The sequence below is a fragment of the Sorangiineae bacterium MSr12523 genome (assembly GCA_037157775.1).
In the GTDB taxonomy this organism is placed as follows: Bacteria; Myxococcota_A; Polyangia; order Polyangiales; family Polyangiaceae; genus Pendulispora; species Pendulispora brunnea.
In genome coordinates this window covers 7,515,710-7,531,390 of the sequence record CP089982.1, presented here as the reverse complement: position 1 = coordinate 7,531,390, position 15,681 = coordinate 7,515,710, and the positions used below count along the sequence as shown (strand labels likewise).

Below are 15,681 nucleotides of genomic sequence, written 5' to 3'. Positions count from 1 at the left end.
TTTATGCGGGATCGCTGGGCTCTGTTGTTGCTGCTCGCACTCGGTTGCAACGGCGGGCGCTCGTCGAGCCCCGCGCCTGTACGAGAAGAGGCGGCGGTGGCGGTGGTCGCGCAAGAGGCGCCTGAAGCACCGGAGGCACCCAGTACAGCGCTGGCGCCGCTGGCGGCCGAGGAGCCCTATGCCCAACTCGAGGTGGAGGGCTTCGGCGCGGCGGTGGTCTCGCTGCCGCTCGGCGCCGTGGAGCCGCGTCCCATCGTGCTTGCGACCCATGGGAATTACGACCGGCCCGAATGGCAATGCGAAGTATGGCGCGCCATCGTGGCCGATTCCGCCTTCGTGCTCTGCCCGCGGGGCATCGCCCGCCGTGATTCACCCTCGCCCAAGGACATCCGCTTCACGTATTCCAATGGCAAAGTACTCGCGCGCGAGATCTCCGCGGGACTGGCCGCGTTGCGCGCGCGCTTTGGCGCGTACATCGCCGATGCCCCCATCGTCTACACGGGCTTCAGCCTTGGCGCGATTCTTGGAGCATCGTTTGCGATGGGCCCGAAAGACGCCACCCCGTACGAGCGCCTCGTGCTCATCGAGGGAGGCCACGACGCCTGGACACCGGAAACCGCGAAGCGCTACGCGGGCGCGGGCGGCAAAAAAGTGCTCTTTGCCTGCGGGCAGGCGGGCTCCTTTCCCTCGGCGCGCAAGGCCGCCGCCCATCTCGAAGCGGCCGGCGTGCAGACGCGCATCGTGGGCGTCAAGTCCGCAGGGCACACGTACGACGGCCCCGTCGCAAAAGCGGTTGGCGAATCCTGGAAATGGCTCCTCGATTGAGCCTATGTAGGGTGCATGGATGGCAAAGCACGCATCAAGGCGCATGTCGCCACCTACCTTGGTCTTACCGTGCTCTTTTGCCTGCCGCCCTATTATTGGTGCATCCACACCGGCAATCTCGGCGGCGGCTACAAGCCTGTCGGCTTTTCGCTCATTCTCATGTGGGGCCCCGCCTTGGCGGCCCTCGCCACGTGCCGCCTGCGAAGCATTCCGCTCGACGCGCTGGGATGGAACTGGCGCCCCACGAAGTACCAGTGGATCGCCTACGGTGTGCCCATTCTCTACAGCGGCGCGGCGTACATCGGCATTTGGCTGACGGGCAAGGGAGGCTTTTACAACCGGGAATTCGTCGCGAACGTGGCCAAGGGATTCGGCTGGTCGCTGCCCGATGGCCTGGTGATCGTGCTGTTCACGCTGTTGGCCGGCACCTTCGGCATGGCGCGTTCCCTGTCATCGGCCTTGGGCGAGGAGATCGGCTGGCGTGGATTTCTCACGCCGCAATTGGCCAAGTTCAACTCGTACACGGCGACGTCGCTGTGGATGGGCCTCATTTGGTCGCTGTATCATTATCCGATCTTGCTCTTTTCGAATTACAACCTGGGCGGCCCCAAGTGGTTTTCCCTGACGTGTTTCTCCGTCATGGTGTTCGCCATGTGCTTCGTTCTGACGTGGCTTCGCATGAAGTCCGGGAGCCTGTGGACGGGGGCGATTTTGCACGCCAGTCACAACTTGTTCATTCAGCAAATCTTCACACCGCTGACCGTCGATACGGGGCATACCAATTATTACATCGACGAATTCGGCCTCGGCCTGCCCATCGTGACCGTCGTCGTGGCCATCTACTTCTGGCGCAAACGCCACGAGCTGCCCGAAACGGCTCAATAGCTCTCGAGCTCGTCCCAAGCTTTCTCCAGCAGGTCGTTCGATGCACGGAGAAAATCGAAGAAACTGGCCGCAACGTAAAATATCTCGTCGGGATCGTGCTGAAAGGCGATGATCTGCCCGTGTCGCCCGTGTTTCGTTGGCGCCGTATCGTAATAGAGCCGTGCGCTGCCGCCGCTCGAATCGGCGAAGGGAAACCAGCCCGGGTGAATCACGGCATCGGGATGAATGCGTCGATCGCGCGGCTCGAGCTCCAGGTCAGGGTATTTCGCAATTGGATGCGGGCCGGAGCCATCCCAGGATTCGATGGCACGGGGCAAGGGGTTGAGCTCGAACCACGTTGGGCCGGCGATTTCGATGGCGAAGAGAGAAGCGCCGTCCGCGCCACCGAATGCGCGATAGAAGGCCTTCATGTCTTCCTCGAGGACGATGCCCGTCGTAGCCTGAACCTCGTCGAAGGGGGCTTCCGAGGAGAGCGGCGAAAGCGCAAGCTTGCGCCCGTTGTCGCGGAAGATGCGAAGCAATCGCGAAACCTCGGATGCCAAGTTGGAGCGCATGCCGGGAATGGCGTCGAGCTCCCGCGGGCTCGTTTTTGCGGTGCGGCGGGCCCCCGCCCCGACCTTCGCAGGCTTGGGGCGATGGATGTGCGCCCGCGCGCCCTCCGGGAGGGGACGTGCTGGCACCGGCGGCATTCGCACGAATGCCTGCGCGTATATCCGGAACGGCGAAATTCCGAATCCCACGCTCGCAGGACTGCGTCCGTGCATTGCTTCCAACCGAAGCAGCGTCGCGGTGAGACGCTGCGACGGATCCGAACCTTTCGCCGGAGGCTCGGTATTCGGCAAAGCGCTGTCCACCACGGCAAGGAGCCCTTCATGGCCTCCGAGGCGCGAGGCAAAGCGGCGTGCGATATCGTGCTGCCCGCCGAGTGCCGCGGCATGGCCTGCCGAGAAGAAGGCAGACTTCACATGCTCGCCTCCGAGCACCTCGGCCCACCGAACCGCCGTCTCGTATTCACCCACGGCGCAGAAGTGCTCGACGGCTCGTCGCACCAGAGGAGCCAGCGGATGCTCGGATGCGAATCGAAGCCCGGAAGCTGCGGCCGCCGACCAACTCAGGACCTCGTAGGCGGCATCGACATCGTTTCGCCGTAACAATTCCGAGCAAAGTTCCTCACCCAGAGGTGCGGCTTCTTTGGGGGCAATGCCATGCCATTGGGCGAGCTGTTCGCGCCAACCCCCGGCGTCGGCGAATCCAAGCTGGAACTTGATTTCGAACGCGATTCGCTCATTGGTCACGTCCGGAAGTAGGGTTGTGGCAATATCCCAATATCCGTGACGGCCGGCATGAAGAGCGACGTCTTCGACGACACCGCGCCACGGCGGTTGATGCTCGAACGCCGGCGCACTTCGCTGCAGCCATGTGTACGAGAAATCCAACAACCCGGCCCGTGCGCTTTCCGAGATGATGGTGCCCAGCGCCCAAGGCAGGGTTGCTCGTGCAAGCCCACCATTGACGTCGTTCCGCTCGACGAGTGCGGCCTCGCTGGCCTGGCGCGCCAGGAAGTCCGTATCACCTGCCTTGGCCGCGTGCCGGTAGATGCATCGGTGCCGAACCCCAAGGGTCGTGCAGAACGACGCCGCGCCCTCCTCGGCATCCATGGGAAGCGAATCCAGATCGCCAATGGGGAGCGCCAACAGGATCTGCGGCATCGTCCAGGTGCGCATGGCCTGAGCCATTGGCTCGAACCAGCGCAGGCGAATCGCTCTTCGGAGGAGCGCAGTCCGCGAGGCCGTATCCGTGTTGGTCCGAAGCATCTCGTCGAGCTGCGCGGGATTTCGCTCGAGACACGACGCCAAATGGAGGTCGGAAAGCAGCAACCGGTACTGCGGATCCTGCTTCAAAGCGCCGAAGCACGCGAGCACCTCGTTGCGCGTGAGGTTCGGCGCCATGCGCATCAAGGAGTCCATGACGCGTGCGATGAGCTCCGCGTCCTTCTGAGTCCATGACGGGGCGGCGAGAAAGGCTTCTTTCAAGAGAGCGACGGACACGCCAATCCGGATATCGATCCTTCCGGAGAAAGTATAGGGAACATGGGGAGCTCGGTGAGAATCCCGTCTTCGCATTTCGGGTCGTCGGAGCGTTCTCCGCGGATGACCTTGCTACGTGCTCGATGGCCAGGGCATGCGGTCGGACATTTCTTTTCGCACTTTTTTTCTTACACACTGACCAAGCGGGAGGGCGTCGCCCGCTGCTATGGTCCCGCCCGTCGAAGGGAGGAGCTCTCATGAGGCTACGCGATACGTTCGAAACGCTCACGACCCCCAGAATCAATGGCTGGAATCGTACCTCGTCCGGCGTTCGGGCCTCGGAGTCGAGCATCCTCGACGCACTTCAACTTCGCTACGATGAGTTGGTGCGGCGCGGGGCGTTGGCCGAGCTTGCTCCGTTCGGGGTTCGTTTTCCCAACGGCGAGGCGCGCACCTATGGGCCGGGGGTGGCCGCATCGACGATCGACGTGGTCAACGATGAAGGGCGCGCTGCCCTGGCCTCGCTCGACGATCTCGCGATCGCCGAGGCCTACATGAATGGCCATCTCGATTTCGGAGGGGACCTGATGGAGCTGCTCAAGTTCCGGCCGCTCCTTCGCGATCGCCGCGTGTTGCGCTACCTCTGGGCGACGTACCTGCGTGCGGCCGTTTTCGGCCAAGTGCGCGCCGACAAGAAGGGAATCGGTAGCCACTACGATATCGATTCGGAGTTTTTCGAGCTCTGGCTCGACAAGGACATCCGCAGCTATTCGCACGGATTTTTCGAAAGCGACGACGAGCCCATCGAAAAGGGCATGGTGCGCAAGTTCCAATATGCCATCGACGCGTGCGGGTTGAAGCCCGGCGACCGTGTGTTGGACATCGGTGGCGGGTGGGGTTCCTTTTTGCAATATGCCGGTGAGCAGGGATTGCATGTCACTTCGGTGACGATTTCCGATTCGTCGTATCGGTACATGACGAATCTGATTGCCCAGAAGGGTCTCCATCATTGCAGCGCCCACCAGGTGCATCTTTTCGAATTCGATACGCAGGATCGATTCGACGGCATCGTGAATCTTGGGGTGACGGAGCACCTGCCGAATTACCGCGCAACCTTACGGCAATACGCAAATCTGTTGAAGCCGGGACGGCGCGTCTACCTCGATGCCTATTCGGGCGACCGTTTTGCCATGGGGTCGGTGGTGACCAAATGGGTTTTCGAAGGCAATACCTCGCCGCTTCATTTGCCGACGTACCTCAAAGAGGTCGCTCACACCGACTTCGACGTGGCGCTTTTGCAAGACGATACGCACAATTATTATTTGACCTGCAAGAAGTGGGCAGAGAACCTCGATGCCGTCTCCGAGGAGATCGCGCGCCGGTGGAGCCCGGGGCTTTATCGGAGGTTCCGGCTTTATCTTTACGGGTGTGCGCGCGCCTTTCTCGACGGGCTATTGGGGGCCCACCGCATGGTCTTGCAACACCGTCCGGGACTGCGGACGAACCGCACTCGGTGGGGGTGGCGTTTGTCCGTCTAGGGCAATTTGGGGTCCTCGGCGTCTTGGCGGTTCGATCAGGCAGTCTGAACCCGTCGATTCGCGTGTTTCGCGCCGCTAAGTGGCGGGGGTGGCTCGTTGCACGATGGCTCGCGTATCTGCACCCGCGGGCAATGTGCCAAAAGCGCCCGTCCAATGGCCCGCGAGGCGCGATGCACAAAATGCGTCGGCCACCGCGGGGGGAGAGAAGCGCACGAGCAATGACCCGGCGAGGGCGAGCACGATGTGCTCGACCAGGGTTCGGCCTTGGGCCTCGGCCATGTCGGGATCGCGCAGCTTTGGTTCGAGGGCGGCGATGGCGTGGTCGAGGCGCGGGTCGGATCCGCGGGCGAGTCGCAGCTCCTTGAGAAGGGCTGTGGCGCTCTCCGGGGAGCGGGCGAGGGCGCGGCGCACGTCGAGGCACATCACGTTGCCGGAGCCCTCCCAGATCGAATTGAGGGGCGCCTCACGGTAAAGGCGCGGCATGATGCACTCTTCGATGTAACCAACGCCCCCGAAGGACTCGAGGGCCTCCGTCACGATGGCGGGGCAGCGCTTCGTCGTCCAATACTTGATGGCCGGCGTGATGAGCCTTCGCAGCGCCGTCTCGTGCTCGTCGTTTTGCAGGTCGAAGGCGCGCGCCAAGCGCAGAACCAAGGCGGTCGCCACCTCCGACTCGATGGCCAGATCGGCCAGCACTTGCGCCATCAGAGGCTGCTCCACCAGCGCACGCTGGAACACCTGCCGGTGCGACGCATAGTGAATCGCTTGCGCGACCGCCTGGCGGATCTGCGCGGCGCTTCCCACCGCGCAATCGAGCCGCGTGTAGTTCACCATCTCCATGATGGTCACCACCCCGCGTCCTTCCTCGCCCACGAGGCGCGCCCAGGCATCCTGGAACTCCACCTCGCTCGATGCGTTCGCGCGGTTGCCCAGCTTGTCCTTCAGCCGCTGCAGCCGCAGCCCATTCACCGCGCCATCCGGCGTCCAACGGGGCATCAGGAAGCACGAAAGCCCGCCCGGCGCTTGCGCGGTCACCAAGAACGCGTCGCACATCGGAATGGAGAAGAACCACTTGTGCCCGACGATGCGGTACTCGCCGCCGGGACCGCCGCGGCCGATGGGCACGGCGCGCGATGCGTTGGTGCGCAGATCCGTGCCGCCCTGCTTTTCCGTCATGCCCATGCTCACGAGCACACCGGACTTCTCCTTGGCCGGCCGGAAGCGCGGATCGTAACGCCGGGGCAGAATCATCGGCTCCCACTCGGCCGCAAGCTCGGGCTGCCGCCGCAGGGCTGGCACCGATGCGTACGTCGTGGTCGTGGGGCACATCACGCCGGCCTCCACCTGCACCAGCAGAAACAACCCCGCGGCCCGTGCAACGTGCGCGCCGTCTTTGGGATCCGACCACGGGCTCCCATGAAGCCCTTGGCCCACGCTGATGCTCATCAACTCGTGCCACGACGGGTGATACTCCACCTCGTCGCGCCGCCGGCCGGTGCGATCGTGCGTGTGCAAAATCGGCAGGTTCCGGTTGGCGAGAAACCCGAGCTCGATGGTCTCGGCGCGTCCAAGCTTTTCGCCAAAGGCGGTGAGATCCGCCGTGGCCCACCCGGCACCTTCGCGCTCCGTGGCCTCCGCCAGAACGCGGTCCGTGGTGAACAGGTTGTAGTCGACGAGCGCCGGCGGCACGTTGGCCACCTCGTGCGTCTGAAAGCGCTCCTGCCCGGGATCCATTTTTCGAGTCATGGCATGTCCTCGAGATCGTCCACTTTGGCGGTGGCGCCCCACCGCTCGTATGCGCGCCGTGCCTCGTCGAGGGTGCGCGCGGCCTCGGCCCGCCGGCCGTGCGCGTGATGAAACTTGGCCAGAAGCTCGCCAGCCATGGCCTCGTGGTGCACGAAGCCCGCATCCTGCGCGGCGATGATGGCGGACTCGTAAAGCTTTTGCGCGGCCTCGTCCCGCCCTTGGATGCGCGCCAGCTCGGCGGCCACCATCAGGTGCTTGTGTCGGAAATTCTCCGGGCACTCTTCGGCCCACAGCTTCAACTTCGTTTCGATGGGACCCAGCATCGTGCGCTGGGTTTCCCTCTCCTCGTCGGTAGCGCCATCGTGCAGCGCCGTGCACGTTAGCCCGAGGAAGAACGGCAGCTCCGTCGCAAAGTACACGCCGCCGGTCCCGATGCGCTTCTGCGCCTCGAGCCCCACCGCGAAGGCGCCCGCATAGTCGCCGTGCAGATAGAGCAGCATCAGTTTCACCACGTAGTACCAGCTCGCGGCGAACCCCAGCCCCGACGCGAGCAGCCCCTCCACGTACCCGGCCTCTTCGAAACCGGCATCGCTCAAGGTGTAGCGACCCTTGGTGAAACCTTGCAGGTTCTTCACCATCTGCAGCATGATCTTCTGCAGCTCGATGGAGAGCGCATGCTTCGTGCGGTGCATCAGTTCGAGGAATTTATCGATCTCCTCGCGCACCATCGCAAGCTCGTCCCCGGCGCCCAGGCGGATGAAAAGCATCTGATCGCACGCGTACGACAGGTAAACGAAGTCACCCGTTTGCATGCCCGCCGCATACGCCCGCGACAGTGGCTGGTGGCCCGTACGCAGCGGCATGCCGAAGAAGTTCATGAAGGCCGTGAAGAGCACGTTGACCTTGCATGTGAGTTCGTTGTTGGCGAACTTGTCGTTCAGCGCCAAACCCAACACGCCGAACTGGTACGCCTCGCGGTAGCGCCCAAGCACGCCCGTGAGGAACATCCCGTATGCGACGTACCCGTACGCCGACACGTTGTTGTGTCCGTGGAGCAGCGCCAAGTTCACTTGCTTCGCGCCCAACAACCCGAACAGCGTTGGGTTCACGAAGTACGCCGCCGGCGTTACCGTGGACATCAGCGACGAAATCGTCTGGATCCGCGGATCGGTCAGCGCCGGTGTGTCGATCAAGTCTGCGATGGGGCGCCCGCCGAGGGTCGCATCCACCTGGGCCAGCTCCGCATCGAGCGCGGCGCGCAGTTCGTCGGGATTCTCGGGCAGCTCGATGCCGAACAGCTTGAGTCCCGCACGGCCTGCGGCCACCGCTTCGGCGTACTTGCCCAGGGTGAGGCACAGAACCATGCGCAGATTTTGAACCTGCGCCCGCTCGCGATCCGTCTTCACCCGCGATGAGATGACGTCGAAAAGCCGCTCGGCCTGTCCGAAGCGCCCGGTCAAATGCTCACACTCGGCACGCGAAAGGTGCAACCCGAAGGCGAGCTCGTAGTCGATGTCCCAGCCGCCGTCCGACTCGGCGTGCGCGCCGCACTTCTCCAGAAGCCACATCCCGGTTCGCAAATAATCCGCGGCGGCATCGTACGCCGTTGCCGACTTGGCCTTGCGCCCCGCCTGCAAATTGAGCCGCGCCAGGCGAAGGCGCTCCTCTCCATCCTCGATGCACGAGGCGCCCACGTTCAAGTGGTTCACCACGTCGAACAGCTCCTCGTCGCGAGGCACGCCGCCCGTGCACTTACCGAGCAGGATGCGCCCGATGCGCAGATGCACCGCCTGTTTCTGCGCATCCTCGATGAGCGAGTAGGCCGCCTGCTGCACGCGGTCGTGCAAAAACTTGTAGCCTACATGAAACGTCGAACCCGTCGACACCGCCGGGTCCGAGTGGTCGTGATCCGGCGAATGCAGAAAGCGGTAATCCGCGCTGAGCGGCAGCACGAAGCCCTCGCGAAGGGCTTCCCACAGGGCATCCGCCGTATCGCCAATCGAGGCCTCTCGGATCACGGACAGCGTGCGCACGTCGAATTGGTAGCCGATGCACGCCGCCAGTCGCAGAATCGCCTGCGTCTCCGGCGCCAGCTGCCGCAGACGCGCCGCCATGAACTCGACCACGTTGTCGGTGACCCGTGCGCGTTCGATGTCCTCGAGATTCCACATCCACCGCCCGCTCGCGGCATCGCGCGTGAGCAGCTTTTCCTTGCGCAGGCTGCGCAAGAATTGATTCACGAAGAACGGATTTCCGTGCGTCTTTGCGAAAAGGTATTCCGCGAGCTTCGCCGTCTCCTTCGAGTCGCTGCTCAGCGCATCGAAGACGAGCCGGCTCACGTTCCCCAGGTCCAACGGGCCGACGCCGACCTCGGCGACCGCCGCGCCTTGGCGTCGCAGCTCGCCGATGGCCAGCGCCAAGGGATGCGTCGGCGGCACCTCGTTGTCACGGTAGGCGCCGATCACCAGCAGATACCCGCTGCGCGGATCCGTCAGCAGCAGCTGCAAAAGCCGGAGCGACGCGGGATCGACCCACTGCAGGTCGTCCAAAAAGATGACCAGCGGATGCTGCTCGTCCGCGAAGACGCGAATGAAGTTCTGAAAGACGAGGGTGAATCGGTTTTGCGCCTCGGCCGCGCCCAGCTCCCGGACCGAGGGCTGCGGGCCCATCACCAGCGAAAGCTCGGGAATGAGATGGGTCAACACCCCGCCATTGCCGGCCATCGCGTTTTCGAGCGTCGTCTTCCACACCGCGAGGGCCTGCGGCTCCTCCGAGAGGATCTGGCGCACCAGCTCGCGCATCGCCTGCGCCACCGGCGCAAAAGGCGTGTTTCGCGTGAGCTGGTCGAACTTGCCGGTGACGAAGAGCCCGCGCCGGCGGGTCAGCTCCTTGTGCACTTCGTTGACCAGCGCCGACTTGCCCACGCCCGCCGTGCCGGACACCAAGAGCAGCTGCGCTTTGCCCTCCGAGGCGCGCTCGAAGGCCTCGACCAAGGTTTTCGTCTCGGTCTCGCGCCCGTAAAGCTTTTGCGGGAGCTGCAACGTATCGGGATGATCCTTGGTCCCGGGGACGAAGTCGTCGGCGATGCGTCCGCGTTCGCGCAGCTGGCGCCGGCACTCGGCGATGTCCGTCCGCAAACCGACCGCGCTTTGGTAGCGGTCCTCGGGGTTCTTCGCGAGCAGCTTGTCGACCACGATGGAGAGCGCCCGCGGCACGCCCGGATCGAGTTCGTGAAGCGGGATGGGCACGCTCGCGATGTGCGCGTGCACGAGCTCCAGCGCATCGCGCTGGCGGAAGGGGCGATGGCCGGCGAGCAGCTCGTAGAACGTGATGCCCAGCGAGTACAGGTCCGCGCGCTGGTCGAGCCCCCGGTTCATGCGGCCCGTCTGCTCGGGCGCCATGTACGGGAGCGTGCCTTCCAGCTCGCGCGCGCTCGCCGGCACCGTCACCTCGTTGGAGAGGATGGACGATATGGAGAAGTCGGCGATCTTCACCACCCCGGCAGGGTTGATGAGCATATTGTCCGGCTTCAAATCCTTGTGAATGATGCCGTGCTGGTGAATCTCAGCCAGTGCCGAGCAGAGCTGAAAGGCAATGTCGAGAAAGACCTCGGGCAATAGCTTGCCGTTGCGATCGAGGTATTGCCGCAGCGAGCTTCCGCCGAAGTCCTCGAGCACAAGGGCGACGCGGCCGCTCCATTGCTCCAACCCGAGCGCGCGCACGATGCCATCGCTGGCGACGCGGTTGGCGACGGCGCGCTCGTGGCGCAATACGGCATAGGGGCGGCTTTCGGGATCCGCGTCGGTCACGATTTTCAGGACGACGCGGCAGTCGTCGCGGGCGCGCCGGGCGCGTGCGACGGTGCATTTCGAGCCGCGGTGCACCACCTCGTCCAGTGTGTAGCCAGGGAATTCCCCGGCTTTGCTTAGCAGCTCGTCCAAAGACCGCGTCAACCCCGCCTCGACCACCAGGTTTTCACTCCTCCCCGCTGTTTGTGCGCGGCCGCTTCCGCTGTCTCTGAAAGGAGACCGGCTTTAGGGCTCGAAGTCAACGAATCCTGGACAGCACAAGCGGTGGCTATGGATGTTCCAATTGCACCGTCACGACCGATCAACCGTGCGACTTGACGCCATCGCTGGACGACCTATTTTCCTTCTTGGCTAATTAGCCGATAAGGAAAATGCATGGACCAGCTTAGCCTCACGTTTGCGGCGCTGGCCGATCCCACCCGGCGCGCCATTTTGGCCCGCCTGGCTCGAGGGGAGGCCACGGTGAACGAACTCGCGGAGCCGTTCGACCTACGGCTTCCCACCATTTCGAAGCACCTCAAGGTTCTGCAGCGCGCGGGACTCGTGGCGCAGACGCGCAAGGCGCAGTGGCGGCCGTGTCGGCTGGAGGCCGCGCCGCTCAAGGAGGTCGCCACCTGGGTGTGGAACTACCGCGAGCACTGGGAGGCGAGCTTCGATCGGCTCGATGAATTTCTGCAGTCCATCCATCACGAGGAACACGAGGAGAAGCCAAAATGAGCAAGACGACGTTCATCGCGGAACCGGGCAAGCAAGAGATTCTCATGTCGCGCAGTTTCGATGCGCCCCGCGCGCGTGTGTACGCGGCCTACACCAATCCGGAAGCGGTCCCGCGCTGGTGGGGGCCGCGAAGTCTGAAGACGGTGGTCGACAAGATGGAGCCGCGCAAGGGGGGACTCTGGCGCTTCGTTCAGCGCGACGAAGCGGGACACGAATTTGCTTTCAACGGCGTCTACCACGAGGCCCTCTCGCCCGAGCGCCTGGTCTACACCTTCGAGTTCGAGGGAATGCCCGGCCACGTGCTCCTCGAAACGGTGCTTTTCGAGGAAATCGAGGGCAAGACGCGCATCACGTCCAAATCGGTATTCCAATCGCTCGAGGCGCGCGATGGAATGATGCAGAGCGGGGCCGAAGCCGGCGCCGTAGAGACCTGGGACCGCCTCGCCGAGCTTCTCGACTAAATGATTTACACGTGGGTGGTGCGCTGATCCAAACGATGGACGAAGGCCAGCAGACCGGCGTGAACCGCGAAGAGCATCAGGGAGGCGCCCGCGGCCGGGATCAGGAGATCGCCCTTGCCGGCCAACAAGGCCTCCAGTGCATCGCCGAGCAACCACAATTGCAATACGACGCCCATTCCGACGAGGCAGGCCACGAAGGTAAATACGTGGAGCACTTGCTTCTTCGATTCATTGTGCACTCGGGCCTTGCGGCCCTCGTAGGCCTCATCGGCCATCGAGTTCTCAATCTGCGACCGGCTCAAAGCGCGACTCCCGTGGCAAAAACGTTGCCTTGGCGCACGTCCAAGGTGATGCGAGGGAGGGGACGTTCGGGCGGCCCCTCCAGCGGTTCGGCGCCGGCCGTTCCTTCGTGGCAGGCGAAGACTCCCTCATGGCAAGGGCAGAACAAGCGATCATCGGATTTGCGGTATACGACCGCGCACGACAAATGCGTGCAAACCTGGGAAAACGCGACCAGGGCGCCGGCCTTCGTGCGCACGAGGATGCACGGATCCTGCGCCGTCGGATAGCGGAACAAAAGCGATTCCCCCGGTCCAAGTGCGTCCGCTGCGCAAATGCGTTGCGGCGGATACGACTCCGCCGTGTGCTTTCGCCCCGCGGCGACCATGGCGACATTCGCACCCACGAGAATGGCAGAGCCCAAAGTGAGAAACTTCGCCAGCTGGCGGCGTGTGACGTAATGATCCTCGTCCCAACGAATGGGAAAATCACGACGCCAGAGCGGTAAATGCCGTTTTGCGTCTTCGCTCATGGCAAATCCTCCAAAAGGGCGGCGACGTCGTCCTTGGCGACAGGGCGGACATGCGAAGCCTTCTTGCCCGCGCGAATCTGAACGAGGTCGCCGAGGCCGACGTCGACCTGCGTGGTGGCAGGGGGAACGAGAACGAAAACCTTGGTGCGCACCACCTCGTTCCCGAAGCGCCATTCGTTGATGGGCCGGCCGCGGCGGGTGCGTTCGATTTCCTCCCGCGTGGTGAAGGTCAGCGCTTGCGATGGGCAGACGGTGGCACACATCGGCTTTTTGCCAATGCTGGTGCGATCGAAGCAGTAATCGCACTTCATCATTTGATCGATGGATGCTTCGTATTTGGGCACGCCAAAGGGGCAGGCCATCACGCAATTCGCGCAGCCGATGCATCGGGGCTTGAGCGACGATTGGGTCACGCCGTCGGGCGTCTGTTTGATGGCATCCGCGGGGCACACGCGCGCGCACACCGGATCTTCGCAGTGCATGCACATCTGCGGTGCCGTTTGCACGGTATCTCGGCGCTCGATGGTTTCCAGATGGATCATCGATTGCCCGCGGTGCGTGTCGCACTCTTCGCAGGCTTGGACGCAGGCGCGGCAGCCAATGCACCGCGAGTAGTCGATGAAAAAGGCCAACTCGCTCATCGTAGACCTCCCGCTTCGGGGGCGAGCTTCACATGATCGTCCGAAGGCGGCGCCGCCTTGGCGACGCGCACGGCGCATATTTTGAATTCGGGAATCTTCGATACCGGATCGATGGCGCGGATGGTGCAGTTGTTGACGGAGCGCTCCAGCGGCCAATGGTACGGAACGAAGACGTGGTCGGGGCGGATGGTTTTGACGATCAACGCGCGCAACGTCGTCGAACCGCGGCGGCTTTCCACACGGACGAAGTCGCCCTCGGCCACCGAAAGCTTTTCCGCGAGCCTCGGGTGCATTTCGCAATACGGTTGCGGCGTTTGTTTGACCAGCGCTCCAATGCGGCGCGTCTGGTTGCCCGAGAGGTAGTGTGCGACGACGCGCCCCGAGGTCAACGTGATGGGGTATTCCTCGTCGGGCTCCTCCGCGGCGGGTCGCCACTCCACGGCTTGGAAATGCGCCTTGCCATCGGGGTGGGCGAAACGTCCGCCCTCGTAAAGGCGCGGTGTTCCTGGATGATCGAGCTCGGGGCAGGGCCAGAAGACGCCCTTCTGCTCGTCGATTTTCTCCCAGGTGATGCCGTAATAATCGGATGCCCCGCCGCGCGAGGCTTGACGGAGCTCGTCGAAAATCTCCTTGGGCGACGCGAACGCGAACTTGTCCTTGGGGCCGAGCCGCGTGGCGAGATCGCAAATGATCTTCCAATCCTGCCGCGCCTCGCCCGGCGGGTCGACCACTTGGCGATGGTGGACGACGCGGCCCTCCGCGCTGGTGGTGGTGCCTTCGTCCTCCTCCATGAGCGAGCCTGGAAACACGATGTCGGCGAAGCGGGCCGTTTCGGACAGGAAGAAGTCGATGACCGCGAAAAACTCGAGCCGCTCGATGGCCTCGCGGATGAAGCGCTGATCGGGCAACGAGACCATGGGATTGAACGACAGGAGAATCATCCCGCGAATTTTGCGTGCATGGGCCGCCTCGAAGATCTCCAGCGCACTCAGCCCTTTGTGCGGAATGGATGATTCGAGCACACCCCACACATTGGCCATGTGCTCGCGGTGTTCGGGATTCTCGATGTCGCGATGACCTGGGAGCTGATCGCATTTCTGCCCTTGCTCGCGTGCACCTTGGCCGTTGCCCTGGCCCGTGATCATCGCGTAGCCGGAGCCTTCGCGGCCGATGCGACCGGTGGCAACCACCAGGTTGATGGCCGCCATGCAATTCTCGACGCCTTTGGTGTGGTGTTCGATGCCGCGCGAGTGAAGCAGGAAGCTCGACTCGGCCGGCCCCCACATTTCTGCCGCGCGCACGATCATCGAGGCCGGGACGCCGGCGATCTTGGAGGCATATTCGGGCGTGTACTTTCGGACGGCGCGCTCGACCTCTTCGAATCCGGTGGTGTGCTTGGCAATGAAATCGCGGTCAATCCAACCGCGTTCGATCATCACGTGAAGCATTCCATTGAAGATGCCAATGTCGCCGCCCGAACGAACGGGAATGTACAAATCGACGGTGCGCGCGATGGGGGTCATGCGCGGGTCGAGCACGATGATTTTCGCCCCCGCCTCGCGGGCGGACCAGAGATACTCCGTGGTAATGGGAGCACACTCGGCGACGTTGGCGCCGGCCACGAGGATGCATTTGGACTTGCGGATATCGCTCCACGGATTGGCCGCGCGGTCGTAGCCGAGGATCTTTTTCGAGGCCGCCGCCGCGGAGACCATGCAGAGCCGCCCGTTGTAATCGATGTTCGCCGTGCGCAGCGCAACGCGGGCGAATTTGCCCATGAGATAGGCTTTTTCGTTGGTCAGCGAGGCGCCGGTGAGCACGGCGAAGGCGTCGTGGCCGTGCTCCTGCTGGATGCGTCGAATGGCCTCTGCGGTGCGGTCGAGCGCTTTGTTCCAGTCGATGCGGCGAAAGCCTTCGCCCTGCACCCGTTCGAGCGGCGTGAGCAGGCGATCCGGGTGGTCGCCTTGCAAATAGCGTTTAACGCCTTTGGGGCAGAGCTTTCCCAAATTGAAGGGAAAATCTTGCCAGGGCTCGAAGCCGACGACTTTGTTGTCTTTGACTTTGAGCTGGATACCGCATTGCTGGCCGCAAAAGCAGCAATGGGTTTTGACGGTTCGGTCGGGCTCTTCGGCGGAGGTCCAGCCGCCGGGGGGAATGGTATGGGTGTGGGGACCGAAACGATCGACGAGTAATGGGACCGATGTTGGGAGCTTGGCCATGA

At 63.4% G+C, this 15,681-nt stretch carries 12 protein-coding genes; 5 read left to right on the top strand and 7 right to left on the bottom strand.

The annotated features are described in order from the left end of the window. Positions 1-3 precede the first annotated feature (3 nt). Both LZC95_29440 and LZC95_29435 read left to right on the top strand, forming a co-directional pair. A complete protein-coding gene (locus tag LZC95_29440) occupies positions 4-825 on the top strand; it encodes a hypothetical protein (protein ID WXA90568.1) in 822 nt (273 codons plus the stop codon). Between the two features lie 15 nt (positions 826-840). Further along, positions 841-1,710: a CPBP family intramembrane metalloprotease gene (locus tag LZC95_29435; GenBank protein WXA90567.1), complete on the top strand. Its 870-nt coding sequence runs from the start codon at positions 841-843 to the stop codon at positions 1,708-1,710. Here LZC95_29435 and LZC95_29430 read toward each other — a convergent pair. Continuing rightward, the gene (locus LZC95_29430) at positions 1,704-3,758 is read right to left on the bottom strand and encodes an SMI1/KNR4 family protein (protein WXA90566.1); all 2,055 of its coding nucleotides are present in this window, start codon (positions 3,756-3,758) and stop codon (positions 1,704-1,706) included. The genes LZC95_29435 and LZC95_29430 overlap by 7 nt on opposite strands. Before the next feature lie 236 nt (positions 3,759-3,994). Between LZC95_29430 and LZC95_29425 the strand changes: the two genes are divergently transcribed. Beyond that, on the top strand, positions 3,995-5,275 hold the full coding sequence (locus tag LZC95_29425; protein WXA90565.1) for a class I SAM-dependent methyltransferase: 1,281 nt from the start codon (positions 3,995-3,997) through the stop codon (positions 5,273-5,275). Between the two features lie 75 nt (positions 5,276-5,350). Here the strand turns inward: LZC95_29425 and LZC95_29420 are convergent, their stop codons facing one another. Both LZC95_29420 and LZC95_29415 read right to left on the bottom strand, forming a co-directional pair. Then, positions 5,351-7,021: an isovaleryl-CoA dehydrogenase gene (locus LZC95_29420; protein WXA90564.1), complete on the bottom strand. Its 1,671-nt coding sequence runs from the start codon at positions 7,019-7,021 to the stop codon at positions 5,351-5,353. After that, positions 7,018-10,974, bottom strand: a complete 3,957-nt coding sequence (locus LZC95_29415) for a serine/threonine-protein kinase PknK (GenBank protein ID WXA90563.1) — start codon at positions 10,972-10,974, stop codon at positions 7,018-7,020. The genes LZC95_29420 and LZC95_29415 overlap by 4 nt, the downstream gene beginning before the upstream one ends. Positions 10,975-11,205: 231 nt before the next feature. Between LZC95_29415 and LZC95_29410 the strand changes: the two genes are divergently transcribed. Both LZC95_29410 and LZC95_29405 read left to right on the top strand, forming a co-directional pair. Beyond that, positions 11,206-11,547 (top strand): metalloregulator ArsR/SmtB family transcription factor, encoded by a 342-nt coding sequence (locus LZC95_29410; protein WXA90562.1) that lies wholly within the window; start codon positions 11,206-11,208, stop codon positions 11,545-11,547. Next, positions 11,544-12,008 carry an SRPBCC family protein gene (locus LZC95_29405; protein WXA90561.1) on the top strand — a complete coding sequence of 155 codons (465 nt, stop codon included), beginning with the start codon at positions 11,544-11,546 and terminating at the stop codon, positions 12,006-12,008. The genes LZC95_29410 and LZC95_29405 overlap by 4 nt, the downstream gene beginning before the upstream one ends. A 5-nt stretch (positions 12,009-12,013) precedes the next feature. Here LZC95_29405 and LZC95_29400 read toward each other — a convergent pair whose 3' ends face one another. From LZC95_29400 to LZC95_29385, 4 genes are read right to left on the bottom strand one after another with little or no spacing between them, the layout of a single operon-like run. Next, positions 12,014-12,283 carry a hypothetical protein gene (locus tag LZC95_29400; protein WXA90560.1) on the bottom strand — a complete coding sequence of 90 codons (270 nt, stop codon included), beginning with the start codon at positions 12,281-12,283 and terminating at the stop codon, positions 12,014-12,016. A gap of 23 nt (positions 12,284-12,306) precedes the next feature. Next, a complete protein-coding gene (locus LZC95_29395; protein WXA90559.1) occupies positions 12,307-12,819 on the bottom strand; it encodes a Rieske 2Fe-2S domain-containing protein in 513 nt (170 codons plus the stop codon). Continuing rightward, entirely contained in the window at positions 12,816-13,460 is a 645-nt protein-coding gene (locus LZC95_29390; protein WXA90558.1) for a 4Fe-4S dicluster domain-containing protein, read from the bottom strand. The genes LZC95_29395 and LZC95_29390 overlap by 4 nt, the downstream gene beginning before the upstream one ends. After that, positions 13,457-15,679, bottom strand: coding sequence for a molybdopterin-dependent oxidoreductase (locus LZC95_29385; GenBank protein WXA90557.1), 2,223 nt, complete (start codon positions 15,677-15,679; stop codon positions 13,457-13,459). Before LZC95_29385 ends, LZC95_29390 begins: the two co-directional genes overlap by 4 nt. Between the last annotated feature and the right edge of the window lie 2 nt (positions 15,680-15,681).